Origin of the sequence: Staphylococcus sp. NRL 16/872 (assembly GCF_022815905.2) — a bacterium.
Taxonomy (GTDB): Bacteria; Bacillota; Bacilli; order Staphylococcales; family Staphylococcaceae; genus Staphylococcus.
Genome location: NZ_CP119327.1, coordinates 1,043,702 through 1,063,811 on the forward strand (window position 1 = coordinate 1,043,702; position 20,110 = coordinate 1,063,811).

Consider the following 20,110-nt stretch of genomic DNA (forward strand, 5'->3'; position numbering starts at 1 on the left):
CTCACGGCAATGAGTAACAGTCGAGCACAAATAAAATGAATTTCATCTTTATCATATAACGGGAGGACTAATCATGCAAGAACCATATATAAAAGTCTACGAAAAAGAGTTTATTGAATTTCTAGTTGCTAAAGACAGAGTGAAGAAACTCGAAGCAATGCTCGAATATTCAAACAACCAATTAGACAACGCATTAGAATACATCGACGACTTAGTCGTATTAAACAACGGTCAATCATCACGCTTAGCAGAATTAGAAGCTGACCGTAGAAAACTGGAGGCGATGATAAATGTTGAACACCTATAATCTTACACAAAATTATTTGGAAGTTTTAAACAAATTAGACGAAGGTTATTCGTTTGAAGATTTAAAAGATACATTGGATAGCATTGAAGAAGAATTGAATATAAAAGTTGATAACACTATCGGCTTAAAGCGTTCGGTAGATGCAGACGTTGAAACTATCGATAAAGAAATTAAACGTCTACAAGCAATTAAAAAACAGAAATCTAACCTTTCTGACAGATTAAAAGGCTACTTACTAGATATGTTAGATCAACGTCAATTGGATAAGTACCGTACATCTACTAACTACATTTACAAACGTAGTAATGGACCAAGTAAAGAGGTCACAGATGAAAAATTAATACCTAAAGAATACTGGGTATCACAAGCACCAAAACTCAACTCTAAAATGCTTACTGATGATTTGAAAAGCGGTAAAGACGTTCCGGGTGCAAAGTTGAAACACACTGTTAGTTTGGTGGTGAAGTAGATGGCTGAACAACTTAATTTGTTCCAAAAGATAGCAGACGTTAAAGCTAATATTGATGGCTTTACTAAAGATGCAAAGAGTTACAACTACTCATACGTAAGTGGCTCTCAAGTGTTGCATAGAATTAGAAATAAGATGATTGAAAACAATTTATTACTTGTACCGAAAACATCAGAAGAAAACTACAAACAAGTTGAAGTAACAAGATTTAATAAAAAAGCTGGCCGTGAGATTACAACATCAGAATTTATCGTTGAAATGAAATTAACTTATGTATGGATCAATGCAGATAAACCGGAAGAACAATTCGAAGTTACTTTCTACGCAGTAGGTCAACAAGATGATGTTTCTAAAGCACATGGTACTGCACTAACTTATGCTGAAAGGTATTTCTTGATGAAATTCTTCAATATTCCAACTGATGAAGATGATGCAGATGCTAAGCAAAAACAAGAAAAATACAACAAGGTAAGTAGTAAAACGGTTGGTGTTCTAAAGCAAGAAGTGTTTGATTTCGTTGATTTGATGAAGTCATTAGGAAAAGACGTAACACAACAACAAGCAGAACAAACATTTGGAATACAAGATTACACATCAATGTCTGAACAACAAGCAGTAACTACAATCAATAACATTCAAGCAATGGCAAAAAAATATAAGGAGAGTACGAATGACTAATTTAACTATTTTAACAGGACGTATCACTAAAGATTTAGAACTTAAACAAGCTGGTCAAACACAAGTAACTAACTTCTCAATGGCAGTTGATAACCCATTCAAAAGGGACGATACATCATTTTTTGACATCGTAGCATTCGGTAAAACTGCTGAACTACTTAATAACTACTGTGGTAAAGGTAGCAAAATTTTAATTGAAGGTAACTTGAAGCAAGACAGATTTCAAGACAAAGAAGGTCACAATCGTTCAGTAGTACGAGTGATTGCTAACAGAATTGAATTCTTGGATAGCAAAGGTAGCAATCAACAGAATGGCCAACCTCAACAACAACGAGGACAAGCACCAGCAGGCAATAACCCGTTTGGTAATGGTACAGACATCGATAACTCAGATTTGCCGTTCTGATTGGACTGATGTAGATGCCAATTATTAAAAATTACATCATTCAAGACGACGGTACAACTACCGTTGTCATTGAAGGTGTAGAACTAGACAACAAAACTTCACTCTTGCTTGATAACGGGTTTGAAGTAGAGGTAGATGTGCAAGTCGTAGACCCTTTCAGAATAACCGACAAACAACGCCGTAAGATATTTGCTCTTGTAAAGGACATAGAGGCGCATACAGCTCAACCTATGGACTACATGCGTCATATGTTCATCGAATACGTTCGGACGTACTACGGCTACGACAAGCGCATCTCATTAAGTGATTGCACACGTACACAAGCTAGCCAAATTATTGAGGTTACATTGGACTGGATATTCCATAACGATATACCACTTGCATATAAAACAAGCGACTTACTCAAACAAGATAAATCATTTTTATATTGGGCGACGGTCAATCGTAACTGTGTGATTTGTGGGAAACCGCATTCAGATTTAGCACATAGATATGCGGTAGGTAAAGGTCGTAATCGCAACAAGATAAATCATGTAGGTAACCAAGTATTAGCTTTGTGTAGGAACCACCACACAGAACAGCACCAGATAGGAATGGACACGTTTAACAATAAATATCACTTAACAGATAGCTGGGTTGATGTGGACGATCGACTAAATAAGATGCTTAAAGGAGGTAGTGATATTGGCTGAAGTATCATGGATAAAATTAAAAGTCGGAATGTTCGATGACAGCAAAATTAAATATATAGAGGCGTTACCCGAACGCGACACAATCATTACGGTTTGGGTTAAATTACTAACGCTTGCTGGTAAATATAACGAGCATGGTTATATTATGCTATCTGAAAACTTACCGTACAACGACGAGATGTTAGCAAATGAATTTAACAGACCTATTAATTCTATCAGATTAGCATTACAAACGTTTAAAACATTAGGAATGATAGATGATAATCAAGGTGTCTATAAAGTAACTAATTGGGAAAAGCACCAAAGTTTAGATAGTAAAAGCAAACATAACGAAAAAAATAGACTTAGACAACAACGTTATAGAGAACGAAAAAAGCAAAATCAAATAGAAAGTAACGTTACCGTAACGTTACGTAACGATACAGAAGAAGAAAGAGAAGAAGAATATAAGAATAAGAATAAAGAAGATAGAAGTAACGACGTCTTCTCAAAAGCAATTAATTATGTAATCACATTTTTAGATAATAACTTAACTCCTTACCAAATGGAACAGATAGGATATGCAGTTGATGACATAGGAGAACATGCAGATGAGGTTATCGAAGTTGCCACAGATTATACGAAAGAAAAAGGTTGTCATGTAGGTTATCTAATCAAAGTGTTAAATAATTGGGCAAAAGAAAATGTGAAAACTAAAGATGACGCTAAAAATAAAATTAAACCTAAAAAGAAAAGCGAAACTGATGATGTTATCGCAGCAATGGAACAAGAATTAGGTGATGAGTAATGAGTATGACTAAGAAAGAAGCATTACAAATCATCAAAAAAATTAGGAACATCTATAATTTAGAGTTCGACAAACCAAAGTTAGAAACATGGATAGAAGTTCTTAGCGAAAATGGTGATTACGAACCAACACTAAAAACATTAGATAACTATATAAATTCCGGCAATTCATATCCACCTAACTTACCTAAAATTATGAGAAAAGCACCTAAGAAAATGGGATATGAAGAGGCGCCAGATGATGTAAAAGAGCATCGTTGGAAAATGAAAAACGATCCCGAATATGTAGCAGCACGAAAAAAGATACTTGATGACTTTGCAGAACAGCTTAGAAAGTTCGAGGTGAACAACCATGAATGAACGCAGAGATATTGAAAGTACGATTGTTTCGAGTTTGCTTAAAAAGCCTGAACTTATCGAAAAGTTGCGTGTTAAACCTTATATGTTCTATTACGACGACTTTAAAACATTTATGGAATATGTATTTGAAGTCGGAAAGGTGGATCATCAAGAAATATTTTTAGAAACATCAAAGAATAAAAACTTTTTAGATTTCGACACGATACAAAAGCTATATAATTCCGATTTTATTGGTTACGGCATGTTTGAGCGCTATCAGCAGAATTTATTGGAAATCTATCAAATATCACAAGCGAATGAAGTAATCAATGAATTTAACCAATCACCTAACATGCAATCGTTTGAAGCAATGGTTACTGACTTAAATCAAGTATCACTGATTAGTGCGACAGATGAAACAAGTACAAAACAAATTGTAGATGAGTTTGTAGAAGAATTATATAGCGATGAACCTAAGAAAGTCATTAAGACAGGTTTTCCATTAATGGACTATAAGATTGGCGGTTTAGAGCCTACACAACTAGTAGTTATCGCAGCACGGCCATCTGTTGGGAAAACAGGTTTTGCAATTCAGATGATGCTTAATATCGCTAAACAGGGTTATAAAACATCGCTATTTAGTTTAGAAACAACAGGCGTAGCAATATTAGAACGAATGTTATCGACTGTGACAGGAATTGAACTGTCACGTATTAAGAAAAAAACAGATCTAAGCTACGATGACTTAACTAAATTAACAAGTGCTGCAAGTGAAATATTAAAACTTGAAATAGATGTTAATTCACAAAGTAATGTAAGCACCCAGGAAGTCCGTAAACAAGCTATGAAGAACAAAGATAAGCAACAGGTAATATTCATCGACTATCTACAATTAATGCAAACAGATAGCAAATTAGACCGTAGAAATGGCATTGAAAAAATCAGTCGTGATTTAAAAATAATAGCAAACGAAACTGGTGCAATTATCGTTTTACTTTCTCAACTTAGTCGTGGTGTAGAAAGTCGAAATGACAAACGACCTATGTTGTCTGACATGAAAGAAGCAGGTGGAATTGAGGCTGACGCAAGTTTAGCAATGCTTCTTTATCGAGATGATTATTATAACCAAGACGAAGATGATGAATTCGGTAAGTCGATTGTTGAATGCAACATTGCCAAAAATAAAGACGGTGAAACAGGTGTTATCGAATTTGAATATTATAAACGTACGCAAAGGTTCACGACATGACGGTTATCGAATATAAGAAACTACTTGGAACGATGTACCGACAAGATTATAGCAACGATCAACTTATCGGAACGTTACTGATTGAAGTTGGTCGGGCTATCAATCGCTTGCTGGAAGAGAAAAAGATATCGCCATTCGATGACTATGAGAAAGTGAAAGACATTATTGAAAAAGAAACGAAGTGGAGAGATAAAGATGGCAATTATCGAAAAGTATTACCTTTATAGACCTGACGGAACAGAAGAAATAAAGGTGGAGAAACGTGAGCCTAATTTAAACATCGTCAAAACACTCACAGGCGCTCATTTTAGCGAAGAATACAAAGAGATGGCTGATAGTGAGTTGAAACATTTCAAAGGCGTATATGAGCTTCTCTACGAAGAAGAACTAGGGTTACAAGCAACGATATTTGATATGTAGGAGTGACAACGTGAGTAAATACAACGCTAAAAAAGTTGAGTACAAAGGTATCACATTCGACAGCAAAGTCGAGTGTGAATACTACCAATATTTAGAAGGTAACTTAGGCGGTGAATACGATCATATCGAGTTGCAACCTAAGTATGAATTACAACCTAAATTCGACGGAAATAAACCTATTATTTATGTGGCAGATTTTGCTTTGTGGAAAGGCGATACCTTACTTGAAGTTATAGATGTAAAAGGTATGCCAACGCCAGTAGCAAAGGTTAAAGCAAAGATATTTAGGTATCAAAACAGAGAAATACCGCTAACTTGGATATGTAAAGCGCCTAAATACACAGGTCAAGAGTGGATAACATATGAAGAATTAATCAAAGTACGCAGGGAGCGTAAGAAGGAGCTGAAGAAGTAATGCCAACATTAATCGTCAATTTCGAAGTAAAAGGCACAGTAGAAATACCAACAGACAACAAACCAAGTGAAAAAGAAATGGAGCGTTTAATCAGTAAAGCATATAACAACGTGGAAGTTGATATTCTTCGAGAAGCAGAATTTGACGAGGATAGTCTGTGGATAGAAGAAAGCGATTGGAAGTGGTAGAGATGCATAAACAAAAACTAAAAGCAACGTATGTATATTTAGATGGCAAACGTATCTCGTTGAGAGATGCCTCAAAAAATTATGATGTACCACTCACAACGTTACGTGGTCGTTATAACAGAGGCTTGCGAGGTCCAGAATTGCTGTATGGAAAAGGAGTATATAGCTATGACACACACTAAACGGATGACATCTAAGCAACTTTACGAATTACAACAAATACAACTTAGACACGAAAGACAACTAAAACGTAAGCGCGAGGAAGAACGTATTGCTAAAGCTAAACGTGCAGAACGTGAGGTTGCTAAACACAGAGTGAACACTAGGTACTTTAAAAATCTAGCGCAAAACAATCTTATGGTTAAAGTCAAAACAGATCAATACGATAATGTGCAAAGGGGGTAGCATTGTGGAATTACATGAATTAAATAAAGGTGATGACATTTGGTTTAAACATCCTAAAGCTAAAACATCATTCCCAGCAGTTGTGGAAGAGTTGAATTATAACTTTGATGGGGAACCTTACCTTATGGTGCGTGTTGGCAGTGAGTTAGTAAAGATTGATGATAGATACGACATAGTAAAGGTGTAGATGAAAATGACAATTATACACCAACGATACAAAGCAAAGACACCTACACAGATACAACAAGAATTACGCAAGTTAGGTGTCAACGGCTTTGTGGTAAAGGTCGCAGGAAGGTTAGTAAGCGAGAACGATATTAAAAGTAATAGGGAGTGTGTGAAGAATGGCAGAAGAATATGAAATTAGATATTTGCAATCGCCACATTTAGTGGAATATTATTCAAGATTTGATAACTGCAATCAATACATCTTTGATAGTACAGGTGATTATTTATTAAGCGTTGTTAACGAAAGCGTTGTTAACGAATTAGATTTACACAACTTACATTTGCGTAAGACTGGTTTATATGAAATTGCAAAAGTGCATGGTGGAAAATTAATAAGTGAACCTATAAGAAATTTAACAGTAGATGAAATACTAGACATTGTTAACAAAGAAAATGAGTATGGACCAGTAGAAACAAGAAAATTATCGGAGGACGAGTAAATGGCAGAAGTTAAGTTATCGCAGGAAAGTTATGACGCATTGCTTGTTGACCTCGAAAGATTGCGCAAGTGTAATGTAGATTTAGAAGAAAAATTGAATAAAGAGATTAAATTAAGTTATGAAATAGAAGGTAATTTATATGATGTATCAAAAGAACGTGACAAGATAATCAATGACATTGCAGACATTAAACGTAAGGCAGAAGCGTGGGATAAATTAAAAAAAGACACCTTAGAAGTTTATGGATTGTATAGAAACAATTTTGAAGTAATAACAGGTGGTGAGACGAGAAGAGCAACGCTTACTCGTTTATCTCAAACAAGGTATTTTTTACTGCATATGGACGAGCTCGACGGCACTGACGATTTCAAAAACTTTTTAAACGATTTGGAGCGTGGCAGTGATGAAAAAATATTATATTGAAATCTACTATACTGGTGTGATTGAAGATACTGTGTTTGCTGACGATGAAGAAAAAGCTGAATTTGAAGCTCAAGATATTGCGACGATGGAATTACCTGAAAATATCGATGAGTACACTATTTCAATACAGGAGGCCAACGACAATGACAATCGAAACTGAACGTATTTATGAAATCACTAGAGATAAATTTCACGGGGTTGTACAGGGAACTGAAAGAAATTACAGAGGCGATTACATTATTTGCTTGTATGCAGTAATTGAATGGAATGACGGTATAGAAACGGTCAAACCACATCAAGTTAAATTTAAGGAGGACGAATAAATGAAAGCCAGAAAAATGATTGAAGAATTAATAGATATTATAGATGAATTGGGTAACGTTGATATTCGTTCAGAAAATGATAATGATTATGAATTTGTACATTATAACCGTCACAGTGATTACGCTCACGTTGAATTAATCGAAATGGAGGACACAGATAATGACTAACACATTAACAGTAGATCAATTAGTAAAAGCAGTAGAACAATGGAGCGTTGATAAAAAATTACACAATGGTAACCCAGATAGACAAGCACTTAAATTTTATGAAGAGGCAGGAGAAGTTGGTGCAGCATTATCTCGTGGACAAATGGACGCATTAAAAGATGGGATAGGCGATACAGTCGTTACATTAATCATATTGGCACAACAGCATGATATGACATTACAGGAGTGTTTACAGTATGCATATGACGAAATCAAAGGAAGAAAAGGAAAGACAATCAATGGCACATTCATCAAAGAATCAGACCTCAAAGAGTAAAGACATTTTAGAAAAAGTGAAAGAGGTGCTAGGGAAATGAAAAACTTTGAAAAACCTACTATAAAAATATTAAAAAGATTATTTGACGGAAAAGATGAAACTAATATTCATATATCTCATTTGAACCTAGTAGATTATGAAGTTATTGAAATGATAACTAATTATAAACTTTCAGAAACTCATACAAGAAATCAACACTTCAGAGATGTAGTGACTTTGAAATTTAAAAAGAAAAAGTAAAAGAGGTGCTGGGGAAGTGAGAGAACGTACTAAAATCATTTTTCGTGGTTGGAATAAAGAAATATTCATATTACAAGGAAAAAACTTAGACATTACTGGTCTAAATCAAATATCAAATGAAATTAAAGAGGTGTATGAGAATTATAAAGTTGTAGTTATACCGACTGAAGTCGATTTCGAATTCAAATAGATAGGAAGTGCTGGGGAAGTGACAGAACTAATTTTAATTATTATAGCCTTACTATTATTAGTCAGTTCGGCAGGAATGATTGTCAAAATGTATTTAGAAAACACCAAAGAAGAACGTGAATATAAAAGAATTGCGAAGAAGACTAGAAATAAACGTAAAGAATTTGAAGAACGTAAAAGAAAACAATTCGAGAATAACAAGCTGGATAAGGAGTGAACGCAATGAGTGATTTCAAAATAATAACTTCAGAATTAATTAGCAAAGGTATCGAGTTTGAAATAGAAGATGACACCTTGATTGTTGGTGATTGTTCAGTAATCAATTATAGCGACGTGTATTTTTTAAAATTGTCCGGAGTTAATACTCAACAAGGAATGGCTGTTAAGCATCCTATAGTTATAGCAGATTTCTTAGCTAGTTATCATTACTTATTAGAAGATCATAATAGTATCACTGTAAAAGATATTAATTTTAAAAGTGAGGTGCGTGATAATGTTTAAACGCACACTAAAAATATGGTTCATCATCGCATTGTATGAACTAAGCAAATACTTAACTAACGAACTTATCGTTAAGTTGCAGAGTGAAGATGGTGTGGACGTGCCAAGTGATTATGCTAGGGTGAGTGATCAATACGATATTAATGATTTGGCAGGTGGGTATTAATTGTATTCTAAAGAATCGATTATCAACATGATTGGTACACATAAAATGAAGTGTAATGTTATTGCTGATGCTATTCCAGATTACGATAGCAATTCAATTGCTCAATATGGTATACAAGCCACGCTACCTAAACCACAAGGAGGAAATAGCAGTAAAGTTGAAGATGTTGTTATTAGGTTAGAAAAGACTAACAAACGTTATGCACAGATGTTACGTGAAGTTGAATTCATTAATCAATCACAACAGAAATTAGGACATGTAGACTTTTGTTTTCTAGAGTTACTCAAAAAAGGGTACAAGCGCGATGATGTGATTAAAAAGTTACCTAATTCTAAATTGAACAGAAATAATTTTTTAGCACGACGTGATGAATTGGCAGAAAAAATATACTTATTACAGTGACAAAAATGACGAAAATGACTGAAATGACACTATTTTGAAAGGGCAAAATTATTTTATATAATTGTCGTGTAAGAACTATCCACACAAACCCTCGTTTTGAGGTAGCTGGTTAGTTCTCAATGAAAGTGATTAAGTTTGGTAATGGTCGTATTGGCCAGCCACTGATTGCTTGAGTGCCTATCCGTTGGGTAGGTACTTTTTCTCCTTTCTGGATAAACTTGATTTTGCATTATTAATTACCTCCCATATGTGACTATTCGAGAGTAACTCGAGTAGTCTTTTTTTATTATTAAATTGAAAGTGGTGTGAAAATGGAGAAAAAATACAACGTAACTATTAATACTGTTGACGGTAAAACGGAAGTTTGTTTACTTATGAGTGAAAGAAATGAAGATGAAATTTTAGAACGCTTTATAGATGTTGTTAGCGATGAAACGTTTTTAACATCAGGTAAAAAGATAATAGCAACTAAGCAAATAGTATCAATTAAAGTGGAAGAGTATGAAGATAAAAAGCACTTTTAATTAGGTGCTTTTTTATTACAAATTTAAAGAGTATTTAACGTAAAGGCGTGTGATAGATGACATGACAAAAATGCTAAACAATGCTAATTTTGACGACTTTTTAAAGTTGAGTGAAAAACAGCAGAAGTATATAGAAATAAAGAACGAAACAGGGCAAACAGATAAAACTATCGCTAAAAAAATCGGCATTGACACTACTACGATTAGCAGATGGAAGAAAAAAGAAGAGTATCAGCTAGGTTTGAAAGGTTATCAAGCTTACTATCTTAGTGAGAAAACGCCACAAGCACTTTTAACCATGACAAAGTTGCTAAATGCCAGAAGTGAATTAGTGAGGTTCCAAGCCGCAAAAGATATACTTGACCGTTCTGGTTATAATCCTGTTGATAAGCAACAAATCGAAACGAATGCGACGGTGCAATTCAATGACGACATCACTTAACTTATCTGAATTGATACCAAAGCACTTTCATGGTTTATGGCGAGCAACAAAAGACCCTAACATACTAAACGTTGTGGCAAAAGGTGGGCGTGGTAGTGGTAAGTCGTCTGATATATCCATTATCATTACTCAACTGATTATGCGTTATCCGATGAATGCAGTAGTTGTGCGTAAGACAGATAACACGTTAGCAACGTCTGTGTTCGAGCAAATAAAGTGGGCGATTGAGGAACAGAAAGTATCGCACTTATTCAAAGTTAAAGTGTCGCCTATGGAATTAACATATATACCGAGAGGGAACAGAATTATCTTCAGGGGTGCGCAGAACCCAGAACGATTAAAGTCGTTAAAAGATAGTCGGTTCCCTTTTTCTATTATGTGGATAGAAGAATTAGGCGAGTTCAAAACGGAAGATGAAGTGACTACGATTACTAACTCAATGTTACGTGGAGAGTTAGACGAAGGTCTATTCTACAAATTCTATTTCTCATACAACCCGGCTAAGCGTAAGCAACACTGGGCAAACAAGAAATATGAAACGTCATTCCAACCAGATAATACATTCGTACATCACTCAACGTACTTAAATAACCCTTTTATATCTAAACAATTTATACAAGAGGCAGAGAGTGCTAAACAACGTAACGAATTAAGATATCGCTGGGAGTATTTAGGTGAGGCAATTGGTAGTGGCGTTGTACCATTTAATAATTTACGTATAGAACCTATACCAGATGAGTTATACAACACATTTGATAACATTCGCAACGGTTGCGACTTTGGTTATGCTACTGACCCTTTAGCATTTGTACGTTGGCATTATGATAAAAAGAAACGTATTATCTACGCAGTTGATGAACATTATGGTGTGCAGATAAGTAATAGAGAGTTTGCTAACTGGTTGAAGAAGAAAGGCTATCAGTCTGACGAGATATATTGTGACTCCGCCGAACCCAAGTCAATTGCAGAACTTAAACAAGAACATGGTATCAAAAGAGTTAAAGGTGTGAAAAAAGGTCCTGACAGTGTTGAACACGGCGAGCAATGGCTTGATGATTTAGATGCTATTGTGATTGACCCTAAGAGAACACCAAATGTTGCAAGAGAATTTGAGAATATTGATTACGAAACAGATAAAGACGGCAATGTTAAGCCGAGATTAGAAGATAAAGATAACCACTGTGTAACAGGCGATACACTAATTGATACATCAAAAGGACAAATACCTATTAAAGATTTAGTGGGTACTACCGGATTAGTAAAGTGTTTTAACGAAGATAAACAAATCGCTACTGAATCAACATACTTTGATGTAAGGCTAACTAGAGAAAATGCTGAGGTGTTTGAAATCGAAACAGAAAGTGGGCGTAAAATCAAAGCGACAAGTGACCATTTAGTATTAACCACAAGTGGTTGGAAAATGGTTGAAGAACTCAATAATGACGATGAAATAATTAGTATATAAGTAGATACTTCTCGTTATTCTTTTGATATAATAGAATTAAGGAGATGATACTATGAAATACGTGTTTTTTAACGGTTTGAAATTCACTAGAGATGACAAAACTGGATATTATCTAAATTCTACTAAGCATAAGAGATTACATCGATATGTTTGGGAATACCACAATGGGCCAATACCTGATGGTTGCCATATACATCATTTAGATCATGATAAGAGTAATAACGATATTACGAACTTACAACTAATGAAACATGGCGAACATGCCACGTTACATGGATTAGAACGAGCAAAGTTGCAAAGAAAAGAAATCATAAGAAATTTAGATGAAAACGCTCGGCCAGCCGCGAATAAGTGGCACAAATCAGATGAAGGACGTAAATGGCACAAAAAACATTATGAAAATACCAAAGGCAAATTACATCAAATTAAAAAGTTTGAATGTAAAGAGTGTGGAAAAGAATTTGAAGCGCAAGATACAGGTGTTAACAGATTTTGTTCTAATAAGTGTAAATCTAAGTGGCGAAGAAAAAGTGGTTTAGATGATGTGACAAGGGAGTGCGTATATTGTGGAAAAGAATTTAAAATCAACAAGTATAAAAAAACAAAAACATGTTCCAGAAGTTGTACAAACAGGCAAAGAGCCAAAGAGGGAAAAGATAAAATCAATAAGATTTCATAGTATTCAAAACGTTTATAATATGGAAGTTGAAGACCACCACAACTATTCAGTTGATGGCGGTTTAATTATACACAATTGTATCGACGCTACACGTTACGCTTTAGAACGGGATATGCGTCAAAATCATATGAATATATTAAGGTAGGTGATTTTTATTCGTTGGCCGTGGGAGAAACCATATTATGAAGAAATAACAGAACAGTTAGCGCCTAAAGTTGAGACGCAAGAAGAAATGATTGTGCGTTTAGTACAAAATCATCAGAAAGATATTGAGCGTATTTCAACAGGGCAACGCTACTACGATAAAGATAATGATATATACAGACAAAAGTATAAATACGACCTAGACGGTAATCTTGACATAGATAAACCAGATTGGCGTATTACTACTAACTATCATCAAAACTTAGTTGACCAGAAAGTAGCTTATCTTGTTACTAACCCAGTGAGTTATTCTTGTGAGAATGAAAAAGTGCTAGATACTATCCATGAAGTGCTAGATAATCGTTGGGATAACGAGTTAATCGATGTACTCACTGCTGCAAGTAACAAAGGTATTGAGTGGGTACAGCCATACATTGACGAGAATGGCGATTTTAAGCTATTTAGAGTACCTGCTGAGCAATCTATTCCGATTTGGAAAGATAGTAAAAGAGATGCACTACAAGCGTTTATACGTGTGTTCAAATTAAACGATGAAACCAAAGTAGAATACTGGACTGAAACCGATGTTACATACTATGTGTATGATAACGGTTCATTAATCAACGATTACTACTATGGTGAAAACAACAAACAAACACACTTCTCAACTGGTAGTTGGAATAGAGTTCCGTTTATACCATTCAAAAACAACCCAGAAGAGGTATCGGATATTTGGCAATATAAAACAATTATAGATGCTATTGATAAGCGTTTATCTGACACACAAAATATGTTTGATGAGAGTGCAGAGTTGATTTATATCTTGCGTGGATATGAGGGAGAGAATCTCAAAGAGTTTATGCAAGGCTTAAAATACTACAAAGCAATCAATGTAGATAGTGAAGGTGGCGTTGAAACGATACAAGTTGAAGTGCCAGTCGCTAGTACAAAAGAATATCTCGATATGATGCGTCAGAACATTATGGAGTTCGGGCAAGGTGTGGACTTTCAAACAGATAAATTTGGCTCTGCGCCTAGTGGTATAGCACTCAAATTCTTATACGGTAACTTAGATTTAAAAGCGAATAAGCTAAAGAATAAAGCTACTGTTGCTATACAAGAATTAATTGAGTTTATTATCGATTTCTACAAATTAAAAGTAGATCCGAAAGATATTGAAATCACATTCAATTTCAACAGAATGATGAACGATTTAGAACAATCACAAATCGCTGCACAATCTCAATATCTATCTAAAGAAACAATTGTGAGACATCACCCGTGGGTTGACGACCCAACGGCAGAAATGGAACGTATCGAGCAAGAACAACTCGAACTCAATACACAGTTACCAGATATCGATACTGGAGGTGCTGTGAATGAACAAAGACAATCCGAAGATAAACAACCAGAATGACATTGATAACTATATCGACCAATTCATCAAACAAGCAGAAAGTGAATTAGAAATACTATTCTCACGTAGATTAAAGCAAATACAACAAGAAATAGCAGATATGTTTGAAAAGTACCAGTCTGATGACGTATATGTCACATGGACTGAATTTAATAAGTACAACAGGCTCAATAAAGAACTTATCAGAATAGGTGAGATGTTGACGGAAGATTACAGAGAAGTTGCTAAAACTATCCGTCAGACACAACAAAACACTTATATTGAAAAGTTTTTGATGAGCCTTTATTTGTATGAAATGGCAAGTCAAACATCTATGCAGTTTGATGTACCTACTGCATCTGTAATCAATAATGCAATCGAGCAACCGATTGAGTTTATTAAATTGGTTCCTACATTACAAAAGCATCGCGATGAAGTGCTTAAAAAGATACGTATACACATCACGCAAGGCATTATGAGTGGTGAAGGTTATTCTAAGATAGCAAAAGCGTTACGTGATGATATAGGTATGACAAAAGCACAATCACAACGTGTAGCACGTACAGAAGCAGGTAGAGCAATGTCACAAGCAGGGCTTGATAGTGCAAAAGTTGCTAAAGATAATGGTTTAACTGGAATGAAAAAACGTTGGTTAGCCACTAAAGATAATAGAACGCGTGATACACATCGTCATTTAGATGGGAAAGCGATTGATATCGATGATAACTTTCATTCATCTGGTTGTGTCGGACAAGCGCCTAAATTGTTTGTAGGTGTGGCTAGTGGAAAAGAGAACATCAATTGTCGATGCAAATTATTATATTACTTCGATGAAGATGAGTTACCTACTGTCATGAGAACAAAAGATGACGGCATTATACCGTTCGTGACATATCGTGAGTGGGAGAAACAGAAACGTAAAGCTAGTGCTTAATGCACTGGCTATTTTTTATGCCCAAATTATGCTCAAGGCGTTAAAAGGTGCAAACTCGTGCTGGATAAGACCAGTGTTATCAAAAATGTGAGGAGAAATGTAAATGAAACGCGAATTTTTAAGAGGCTTAGGTTTAGAAGAAGAAACTGTTCAAAAGATTGTAGACGAACATCACGATAGTTTACGTCAATACAAAGACAAAGCTGAAAAAGTTGAAAGCTTACAAGAGCAACTCGATACTGCTAACAAAGAAATCGCTACTCGTGATAGTCGAATCAAAGAATTGCAGTCTAAAGCTGGCGATAATGAAGAACTAAATAATCAGTTAGAAAGTTATAAGCAAGAAAACGCCAACTACGAGCAAAAAATCAAAGACGTTCGATTAAACAAAGCGATTGAGGTTGCGCTTGCTAAAGAAAATGCAATTAAACCAGAACAAGTTATTAAGTTGATTGACACTGACAAATTAGAAGTTGACGACAACGGCAATGTTAATGGTTTAGATGATTATATGGGCAATTTCAAAGAAGAAAATAGTCATTTGTTCGAACAACCTAAGCCAACGGGAACAACGCCACAAGATGGTAATACGCCTCAAAAAACGGAGGCATGGACAGAATTTTTACAATAGGAGTGATATAAATGGCACAAGCTACAAATAAGTCTGTTGAACCAGGCGATACTTTATTAAAACACAAACACGTTGGGATTTTAGAAAAAGTTACTGCTGCGAATTCTTATTCTACACCTGCAGTGATTAGTAATGACGCAATCTTTATGCAAGGTCGTTCATTTACAGTAATGAAAGGTGACGTTACAGAGTTGAAAGACTACAAACGTAACGCTACGAATGAATTTGACCACCCACAAATCCAAGAAACAACTTATTTCCTTGACCAAGAAAAATACTGGGGACGTTTTGTTGACGCATTAGATAAGCGTGACACAGAAGGTAATATCGATATTAATTATGTTGTTGCTAAACAAGCGTCAGAAGTAGTAGCACCTTATTTAGACAATTTACGTTTCGCTACTTTAGCACGTAATAAAGCTAAACACTTAACTGTCGGTAGTGGTACAGACGCTCAATATGATTCAGTGTTAGACGTATCTGTTGAATTAGATGAAATCAATGCTGGTCCATCACGTATTTTATTCGTTACACCTAAATTCTACAAAGGTATCAAAAAATTTGTTGTTGCTTTACCTCAAGGCGATACTAATCAAAGAGTATTAGGTAAAGGTGTACAAGGTGAATTAGATGGTTTCCGTATTGTCAAAGTACCATCTAAAATGCTACAAGGTGTTGACGCAATGGCGGTAATCGGTGAAGTTATGGCGTCACCTATTCAAGCTAATGAAGCGAAAACTAATTCTAACGTACCTGGCATGTTCGGTACATTAGCAGAGCAAATGTTATACACTGGCGCATTTGTACCAGAACACTTACAAAAATTCATCTTCACTATTGGCGGTACAGAAGTGCCTACTAAACAAGATGGTGTAGATGCACACGCTGCCACAACTGCTGACACTGAAACTTCAGGTACTGGCGCATAACAGGAGGTAGTGACGTATGTATAAAGTAATCGAATATTTTACTGACTTACAAGACGATAATCACGCGTATAATGTAGGCGATACATTCCCTCGTAAAGATTTAACTGTAAGCGAAGAACGATTAACTGAATTATCCACTGAAAACAACCGTCAAAACAAGCCTTTAATTGAGCGTGTAGAAGAGCAAACTGACTATTCTGGTATGAAAGTATCAGAGTTGAAAGAGTTGGCTAAAGAGCGTGATATTGAAGGCTTTTCTGATATGAAAAAAGCTGAATTAGTCGAGGCGCTAGGAAGTGGTAAATAATGGACGCACAAGACGTCAAACTAATTAACCAATTGCCACTCGATAACTTCGATAATGACGATGCAATCGACAAACTTATTGAAATGTACAAAGGTGTAGCACAAGATTATTGCAATCAAACTTTTGACGCGCCATTACCTACTGGCGTTCAGAAATTTATCTCAGAGAGTATCAAGTTTGGCTCAAGTGGTAACATTTCTGCTCGCACAATGGGAACGGTAAGCTATACGTTTGTAACAGACCTACCTGCATCAACGTATAATTATCTTAAACCTTATCGAAAGTTAAGATGGAGTGGTTATCATGTTTAACCCATACGATGAGTTTCCACACGCTATTTCGAAAGGCCGAATTGAAGTGATAGGCGATTTCAAGTTTAAAAAAGAGCGCTACAAGAGCGAAAAAATTATAAAAGGCTTTATGGATACGCCTACGACTTCAGAACAACTTAAATATCATCAAATGTCATCTGAATACGACAGGAACCTATATGTACCTTATGACCTACCAATAAACGATAACGATTACTTTAAATACGAGGGTAAAATCTTTGGCATTGTAGGTGAGCCTGTAGATCAAGGTGGCCAACATGAAATTAAGTTGATTCGACTGAAAGAGGCACCTTATGGCTAAAGTGAAATATGGTGCGGATAGTTTAGTTGTTGAGTTGGAACGGTACCAAAAAGATGTAGAAAAGCGGGCAAAAAAAGGTATAGCTAAAACCACAATGAAGATATATAACACTGCAATTGATCTTATGCCAGTAGATACTGGTTACTTGAGAGAAAGCACTTCCGTAGATTTTAGAAACGGAGGTTTGACTGGTGTTATAAGTATAGGCAGTGAGTATGCCGTGTACGTAAATTATGGTACAGGAATTTATGCAGTCGGTCCTGGTGGTAGTCGTGCTAAAAAGATACCGTGGCACTATAAAGATGCAGACGGTAAATGGCATACTACTAAAGGCCAACATGCTCAACCTTTTTGGGAGCCTGCTATTGACGCAGGTAGAGAAACATTCAATAAGTATTTTTCATAAAGGACGGTAAAAAATATGTGGGTATCGGTTGAACCTGAACTTACAAGTAGATTATACGAAACATTAAAAGCAGACCCTATCATTAACAAATTAGTTGGTGATAGGGTTTTTGATGTCGTTCAAGATGATGTGCGATACCCATATATTGTTGTGGGTGAGAGCAACGTCACTAATAACGAAAGTAGTGCAAATATGCGTGAAACGGTAGGTATCGTTTTTCACGTGTATTCACAATATCCAACACAGTACGAGGCCAAGCTATTAATTAGCGCTATTGGTTATGTACTGAACAAACCAATCGAGATAGATAATTATGAATTTAGACACAGTCGAATTGATAGCCAAGCAGTATTTCCAGATGTAGATAGGTTTACTAAGCATGGCACAATTCGGCTTTTATTTAATTTCAGACATAAAACTAAGAGAGAGGAAGTGTAAGCATGGCTCAAAAGAATTACTTAGCAGTAGTTAGACCAGCTAAAGATAAATTAGATCCAACTGATGCTTTACTATTAGCCGACTTACAAGAAGGTGGACACACTATTGAGAATGACTTAGCTGAAATCATTCGTGGTGGTAAAACTGATTATGGCGTAAATGCAGTTTCTGAAGAGTTTAAACTTACTATCGGTAATATTCCTGGTGATAAAGGTATCGAACAAGTTAAAACAGCAATTAAAAACGGCGAACAATTACGTGTATGGTTGTATGAACGCAATAAACGCGATGACGGTAAATATCATGGCGTGTTTGCTTATACAGTGCCAGAAAGCTACGAAATGTCGTTCGACGATGAAGATAACAAAATTGAATTAACGTTAAAAGTTAAGTGGAACTCTGCAGAGGGAACTGAAGCTAATCTACCACCAGAATGGTTTGAGGCAGCAGGCGCACCTACTGTTGAATACGAAAGTTTTGCGGAAAAAGTGGGTAGCTTTGAGGACCAAGCTAAAGCAACAGGTGCTTAATAATTGGGGACAGATGTCCCCTTATTTTTTTATATAAAATTTGAAATGAGGTATATATTTTGACTGAATTTAAACCAATTACAACACTTACAATCAATGATAACGAAGTAAAAGCTAAAGCGTTATTTGCGTTTGACCTAAAAGCGAAGAAGTTTGCCGAAGATACAAAAGATAAGGATGGCAAAACTGTTACTACACCTGGTTTTAATGTGATTTACAACGGTATTTTAGAACGTGACACTGTTGCTATTGCTAATTTTTGGGAATGTGCTACTGCATATTTAGGTAAAAACGCACCTTCAAGAGATGAAATTGAATTGGCTTTAATTGAAATCATTGAAGAGAAAGAAGACACAATCGAATTATTACAAGGTGCCTTAGATGTATTGAATAATAGCGGTTTTTTCAAGCAAAAATCTCGAGGGTTCTGGACGCAAATGAACAAAGCGCCACAAATGGCGAAGGGCGAGGACAAAGAAACAACGAAAGCCGGCATCGAGTTTATGAAAGAGAATTACAAAGAAATCATGAACGCGGAACCTTACTTAACTATTCAGAAATAAGACAATTAACGAGCAGGTACATAGGTTATCTGTCTGAAAATGAGTTAATGATGATGTCACCTAATGAATGGAAAGATTGGATAATTGGTGGCCAAGATAAGATTTTAGATCAGAAAGAATTAATGATACAGGTCGCTCAAGCGAATGGACTTGTACAAGCTGGCAAGTCATTAAAACGTATGACTAGAGAAATTGAGCGTCAACGTTTTGAAATACGTAACCCTGGTAGTTATGAACGTATTAAACGTGCAGAACTTGAACATGAAAAACGTAGACGAGAGTTATTCAAATCAGGTACTAAGCGTTGGTTAGAACAACAAAAACAGAAAGGAGAGTGAA

43 protein-coding genes and 2 pseudogenes are annotated in these 20,110 nt (G+C 35.6%); all 45 read left to right on the top strand.

What is annotated here, in order from left to right:
• Window positions 1–73: 73 nt before the first annotated feature.
• The 45 genes and pseudogenes from MT340_RS05230 (at window position 74) to MT340_RS05445 (ending at window position 20,109) form a co-directional block, all read left to right on the top strand.
• A complete protein-coding gene (locus MT340_RS05230; protein WP_243589046.1) occupies window positions 74–307 on the top strand; it encodes a hypothetical protein in 234 nt (77 codons plus the stop codon).
• Window positions 291–776 carry a siphovirus Gp157 family protein gene (locus MT340_RS05235; RefSeq protein ID WP_243589047.1) on the top strand — a complete coding sequence of 162 codons (486 nt, stop codon included), beginning with the start codon at window positions 291–293 and terminating at the stop codon, window positions 774–776. Before MT340_RS05230 ends, MT340_RS05235 begins: the two co-directional genes overlap by 17 nt.
• The gene (locus MT340_RS05240; RefSeq protein WP_243589048.1) at window positions 777–1,454 is read left to right on the top strand and encodes an ERF family protein; all 678 of its coding nucleotides are present in this window, start codon (window positions 777–779) and stop codon (window positions 1,452–1,454) included.
• Window positions 1,447–1,860 carry a single-stranded DNA-binding protein gene (locus MT340_RS05245; protein WP_193624733.1) on the top strand — a complete coding sequence of 138 codons (414 nt, stop codon included), beginning with the start codon at window positions 1,447–1,449 and terminating at the stop codon, window positions 1,858–1,860. Before MT340_RS05240 ends, MT340_RS05245 begins: the two co-directional genes overlap by 8 nt.
• Window positions 1,861–1,874: 14 nt before the next feature.
• A complete protein-coding gene (locus tag MT340_RS05250) occupies window positions 1,875–2,552 on the top strand; it encodes a putative HNHc nuclease (protein ID WP_193624734.1) in 678 nt (225 codons plus the stop codon).
• A complete protein-coding gene (locus MT340_RS05255) occupies window positions 2,545–3,339 on the top strand; it encodes a phage replisome organizer N-terminal domain-containing protein (protein ID WP_193624735.1) in 795 nt (264 codons plus the stop codon). The genes MT340_RS05250 and MT340_RS05255 overlap by 8 nt, the downstream gene beginning before the upstream one ends.
• Window positions 3,339–3,698 carry a hypothetical protein gene (locus tag MT340_RS05260; protein ID WP_193624736.1) on the top strand — a complete coding sequence of 120 codons (360 nt, stop codon included), beginning with the start codon at window positions 3,339–3,341 and terminating at the stop codon, window positions 3,696–3,698. The genes MT340_RS05255 and MT340_RS05260 overlap by 1 nt, the downstream gene beginning before the upstream one ends.
• A complete protein-coding gene (locus MT340_RS05265; RefSeq protein ID WP_243589050.1) occupies window positions 3,691–4,926 on the top strand; it encodes a DnaB helicase C-terminal domain-containing protein in 1,236 nt (411 codons plus the stop codon). The genes MT340_RS05260 and MT340_RS05265 overlap by 8 nt, the downstream gene beginning before the upstream one ends.
• Window positions 4,923–5,153 carry a hypothetical protein gene (locus MT340_RS05270; protein WP_243589051.1) on the top strand — a complete coding sequence of 77 codons (231 nt, stop codon included), beginning with the start codon at window positions 4,923–4,925 and terminating at the stop codon, window positions 5,151–5,153. Before MT340_RS05265 ends, MT340_RS05270 begins: the two co-directional genes overlap by 4 nt.
• Entirely contained in the window at window positions 5,122–5,346 is a 225-nt protein-coding gene (locus MT340_RS05275) for a DUF3269 family protein (RefSeq protein ID WP_243589052.1), read from the top strand. Before MT340_RS05270 ends, MT340_RS05275 begins: the two co-directional genes overlap by 32 nt.
• A 10-nt stretch (window positions 5,347–5,356) precedes the next feature.
• Entirely contained in the window at window positions 5,357–5,761 is a 405-nt protein-coding gene (locus MT340_RS05280) for a DUF1064 domain-containing protein (RefSeq protein WP_243589053.1), read from the top strand.
• Window positions 5,761–5,949 carry a hypothetical protein gene (locus tag MT340_RS05285; RefSeq protein ID WP_243589054.1) on the top strand — a complete coding sequence of 63 codons (189 nt, stop codon included), beginning with the start codon at window positions 5,761–5,763 and terminating at the stop codon, window positions 5,947–5,949. The genes MT340_RS05280 and MT340_RS05285 overlap by 1 nt, the downstream gene beginning before the upstream one ends.
• A 2-nt stretch (window positions 5,950–5,951) precedes the next feature.
• On the top strand, window positions 5,952–6,131 hold the full coding sequence (locus MT340_RS05290; protein WP_243589055.1) for a helix-turn-helix domain-containing protein: 180 nt from the start codon (window positions 5,952–5,954) through the stop codon (window positions 6,129–6,131).
• The gene (locus tag MT340_RS05295) at window positions 6,118–6,354 is read left to right on the top strand and encodes a hypothetical protein (protein ID WP_243603620.1); all 237 of its coding nucleotides are present in this window, start codon (window positions 6,118–6,120) and stop codon (window positions 6,352–6,354) included. The genes MT340_RS05290 and MT340_RS05295 overlap by 14 nt, the downstream gene beginning before the upstream one ends.
• Window positions 6,355–6,358: 4 nt before the next feature.
• The gene (locus MT340_RS05300) at window positions 6,359–6,541 is read left to right on the top strand and encodes a hypothetical protein (RefSeq protein ID WP_243589057.1); all 183 of its coding nucleotides are present in this window, start codon (window positions 6,359–6,361) and stop codon (window positions 6,539–6,541) included.
• Between the two features lie 157 nt (window positions 6,542–6,698).
• Entirely contained in the window at window positions 6,699–7,022 is a 324-nt protein-coding gene (locus tag MT340_RS05305; RefSeq protein ID WP_243603621.1) for a hypothetical protein, read from the top strand.
• Window positions 7,023–7,445 carry a hypothetical protein gene (locus MT340_RS05310; RefSeq protein WP_243603622.1) on the top strand — a complete coding sequence of 141 codons (423 nt, stop codon included), beginning with the start codon at window positions 7,023–7,025 and terminating at the stop codon, window positions 7,443–7,445.
• A complete protein-coding gene (locus tag MT340_RS05315) occupies window positions 7,426–7,605 on the top strand; it encodes a hypothetical protein (RefSeq protein WP_243603623.1) in 180 nt (59 codons plus the stop codon). Before MT340_RS05310 ends, MT340_RS05315 begins: the two co-directional genes overlap by 20 nt.
• Window positions 7,589–7,768: a hypothetical protein gene (locus MT340_RS05320; protein WP_243603624.1), complete on the top strand. Its 180-nt coding sequence runs from the start codon at window positions 7,589–7,591 to the stop codon at window positions 7,766–7,768. The genes MT340_RS05315 and MT340_RS05320 overlap by 17 nt, the downstream gene beginning before the upstream one ends.
• Entirely contained in the window at window positions 7,769–7,936 is a 168-nt protein-coding gene (locus MT340_RS05325) for a hypothetical protein (protein ID WP_243603625.1), read from the top strand.
• Window positions 7,929–8,252, top strand: coding sequence for a MazG-like family protein (locus MT340_RS05330; protein ID WP_243603626.1), 324 nt, complete (start codon window positions 7,929–7,931; stop codon window positions 8,250–8,252). Before MT340_RS05325 ends, MT340_RS05330 begins: the two co-directional genes overlap by 8 nt.
• A gap of 36 nt (window positions 8,253–8,288) precedes the next feature.
• On the top strand, window positions 8,289–8,492 hold the full coding sequence (locus MT340_RS05335) for a hypothetical protein (protein WP_243603627.1): 204 nt from the start codon (window positions 8,289–8,291) through the stop codon (window positions 8,490–8,492).
• A gap of 16 nt (window positions 8,493–8,508) precedes the next feature.
• Complete coding sequence (locus MT340_RS05340) at window positions 8,509–8,682, top strand: hypothetical protein (protein ID WP_243603628.1); 174 nt, start codon at window positions 8,509–8,511, stop codon at window positions 8,680–8,682.
• Between the two features lie 18 nt (window positions 8,683–8,700).
• Window positions 8,701–8,898 carry a hypothetical protein gene (locus MT340_RS05345; RefSeq protein ID WP_048668104.1) on the top strand — a complete coding sequence of 66 codons (198 nt, stop codon included), beginning with the start codon at window positions 8,701–8,703 and terminating at the stop codon, window positions 8,896–8,898.
• Between the two features lie 5 nt (window positions 8,899–8,903).
• Window positions 8,904–9,182: a hypothetical protein gene (locus tag MT340_RS05350; RefSeq protein ID WP_243603629.1), complete on the top strand. Its 279-nt coding sequence runs from the start codon at window positions 8,904–8,906 to the stop codon at window positions 9,180–9,182.
• Complete coding sequence (gene rinB, locus MT340_RS05355; protein ID WP_243603630.1) at window positions 9,175–9,348, top strand: transcriptional activator RinB; 174 nt, start codon at window positions 9,175–9,177, stop codon at window positions 9,346–9,348. The genes MT340_RS05350 and rinB overlap by 8 nt, the downstream gene beginning before the upstream one ends.
• A complete protein-coding gene (locus MT340_RS05360; protein ID WP_243589063.1) occupies window positions 9,349–9,750 on the top strand; it encodes a hypothetical protein in 402 nt (133 codons plus the stop codon).
• A 311-nt stretch (window positions 9,751–10,061) separates the two neighbouring features.
• Complete coding sequence (locus tag MT340_RS05365; protein WP_243589064.1) at window positions 10,062–10,274, top strand: hypothetical protein; 213 nt, start codon at window positions 10,062–10,064, stop codon at window positions 10,272–10,274.
• Window positions 10,275–10,335: 61 nt separating this feature from the next.
• Window positions 10,336–10,716 carry a phBC6A51 family helix-turn-helix protein gene (locus tag MT340_RS05370; RefSeq protein WP_243589065.1) on the top strand — a complete coding sequence of 127 codons (381 nt, stop codon included), beginning with the start codon at window positions 10,336–10,338 and terminating at the stop codon, window positions 10,714–10,716.
• Window positions 10,700–11,902: pseudogene (locus tag MT340_RS05375) on the top strand (PBSX family phage terminase large subunit); the annotation flags it as partial. The gene MT340_RS05370 and the pseudogene MT340_RS05375, both read left to right, overlap by 17 nt.
• 6 nt (window positions 11,903–11,908) lie before the next feature.
• Window positions 11,909–12,181: pseudogene (locus MT340_RS05380) on the top strand (PBSX family phage terminase large subunit); the annotation flags it as partial.
• A 52-nt stretch (window positions 12,182–12,233) separates the two neighbouring features.
• Window positions 12,234–12,860, top strand: a complete 627-nt coding sequence (locus tag MT340_RS05385; RefSeq protein WP_243589066.1) for an HNH endonuclease signature motif containing protein — start codon at window positions 12,234–12,236, stop codon at window positions 12,858–12,860.
• On the top strand, window positions 12,748–13,005 hold the full coding sequence (locus MT340_RS12875; protein ID WP_481906656.1) for a hypothetical protein: 258 nt from the start codon (window positions 12,748–12,750) through the stop codon (window positions 13,003–13,005). Before MT340_RS05385 ends, MT340_RS12875 begins: the two co-directional genes overlap by 113 nt.
• Window positions 13,006–14,421 (top strand): phage portal protein, encoded by a 1,416-nt coding sequence (locus MT340_RS05390; RefSeq protein ID WP_243589067.1) that lies wholly within the window; start codon window positions 13,006–13,008, stop codon window positions 14,419–14,421. It abuts the gene before it with no gap.
• Entirely contained in the window at window positions 14,384–15,334 is a 951-nt protein-coding gene (locus tag MT340_RS05395; protein WP_243589068.1) for a phage head morphogenesis protein, read from the top strand. The genes MT340_RS05390 and MT340_RS05395 overlap by 38 nt, the downstream gene beginning before the upstream one ends.
• Before the next feature lie 103 nt (window positions 15,335–15,437).
• The gene (locus tag MT340_RS05400) at window positions 15,438–15,965 is read left to right on the top strand and encodes a phage scaffolding protein (RefSeq protein ID WP_243603631.1); all 528 of its coding nucleotides are present in this window, start codon (window positions 15,438–15,440) and stop codon (window positions 15,963–15,965) included.
• An 11-nt stretch (window positions 15,966–15,976) separates the two neighbouring features.
• On the top strand, window positions 15,977–16,894 hold the full coding sequence (locus MT340_RS05405; RefSeq protein ID WP_243589070.1) for a sugar-binding protein: 918 nt from the start codon (window positions 15,977–15,979) through the stop codon (window positions 16,892–16,894).
• Between the two features lie 16 nt (window positions 16,895–16,910).
• The gene (locus MT340_RS05410) at window positions 16,911–17,201 is read left to right on the top strand and encodes a Rho termination factor N-terminal domain-containing protein (protein WP_243603632.1); all 291 of its coding nucleotides are present in this window, start codon (window positions 16,911–16,913) and stop codon (window positions 17,199–17,201) included.
• Window positions 17,201–17,512, top strand: a complete 312-nt coding sequence (locus tag MT340_RS05415) for a phage head-tail connector protein (protein ID WP_243603633.1) — start codon at window positions 17,201–17,203, stop codon at window positions 17,510–17,512. Before MT340_RS05410 ends, MT340_RS05415 begins: the two co-directional genes overlap by 1 nt.
• Complete coding sequence (locus tag MT340_RS05420) at window positions 17,505–17,834, top strand: phage head closure protein (RefSeq protein ID WP_049394911.1); 330 nt, start codon at window positions 17,505–17,507, stop codon at window positions 17,832–17,834. Before MT340_RS05415 ends, MT340_RS05420 begins: the two co-directional genes overlap by 8 nt.
• Window positions 17,827–18,240 carry an HK97-gp10 family putative phage morphogenesis protein gene (locus MT340_RS05425; protein WP_243603634.1) on the top strand — a complete coding sequence of 138 codons (414 nt, stop codon included), beginning with the start codon at window positions 17,827–17,829 and terminating at the stop codon, window positions 18,238–18,240. Before MT340_RS05420 ends, MT340_RS05425 begins: the two co-directional genes overlap by 8 nt.
• Before the next feature lie 15 nt (window positions 18,241–18,255).
• Window positions 18,256–18,678, top strand: coding sequence for a DUF3168 domain-containing protein (locus MT340_RS05430; RefSeq protein WP_243603635.1), 423 nt, complete (start codon window positions 18,256–18,258; stop codon window positions 18,676–18,678).
• A gap of 2 nt (window positions 18,679–18,680) precedes the next feature.
• A complete protein-coding gene (locus MT340_RS05435; RefSeq protein ID WP_243603636.1) occupies window positions 18,681–19,208 on the top strand; it encodes a phage tail protein in 528 nt (175 codons plus the stop codon).
• Window positions 19,209–19,267: 59 nt separating this feature from the next.
• Window positions 19,268–19,771, top strand: coding sequence for a tail assembly chaperone (locus MT340_RS05440; protein WP_243603637.1), 504 nt, complete (start codon window positions 19,268–19,270; stop codon window positions 19,769–19,771).
• A gap of 53 nt (window positions 19,772–19,824) precedes the next feature.
• On the top strand, window positions 19,825–20,109 hold the full coding sequence (locus tag MT340_RS05445; RefSeq protein WP_227940551.1) for a hypothetical protein: 285 nt from the start codon (window positions 19,825–19,827) through the stop codon (window positions 20,107–20,109).
• Window position 20,110: the final 1 nt, after the last annotated feature.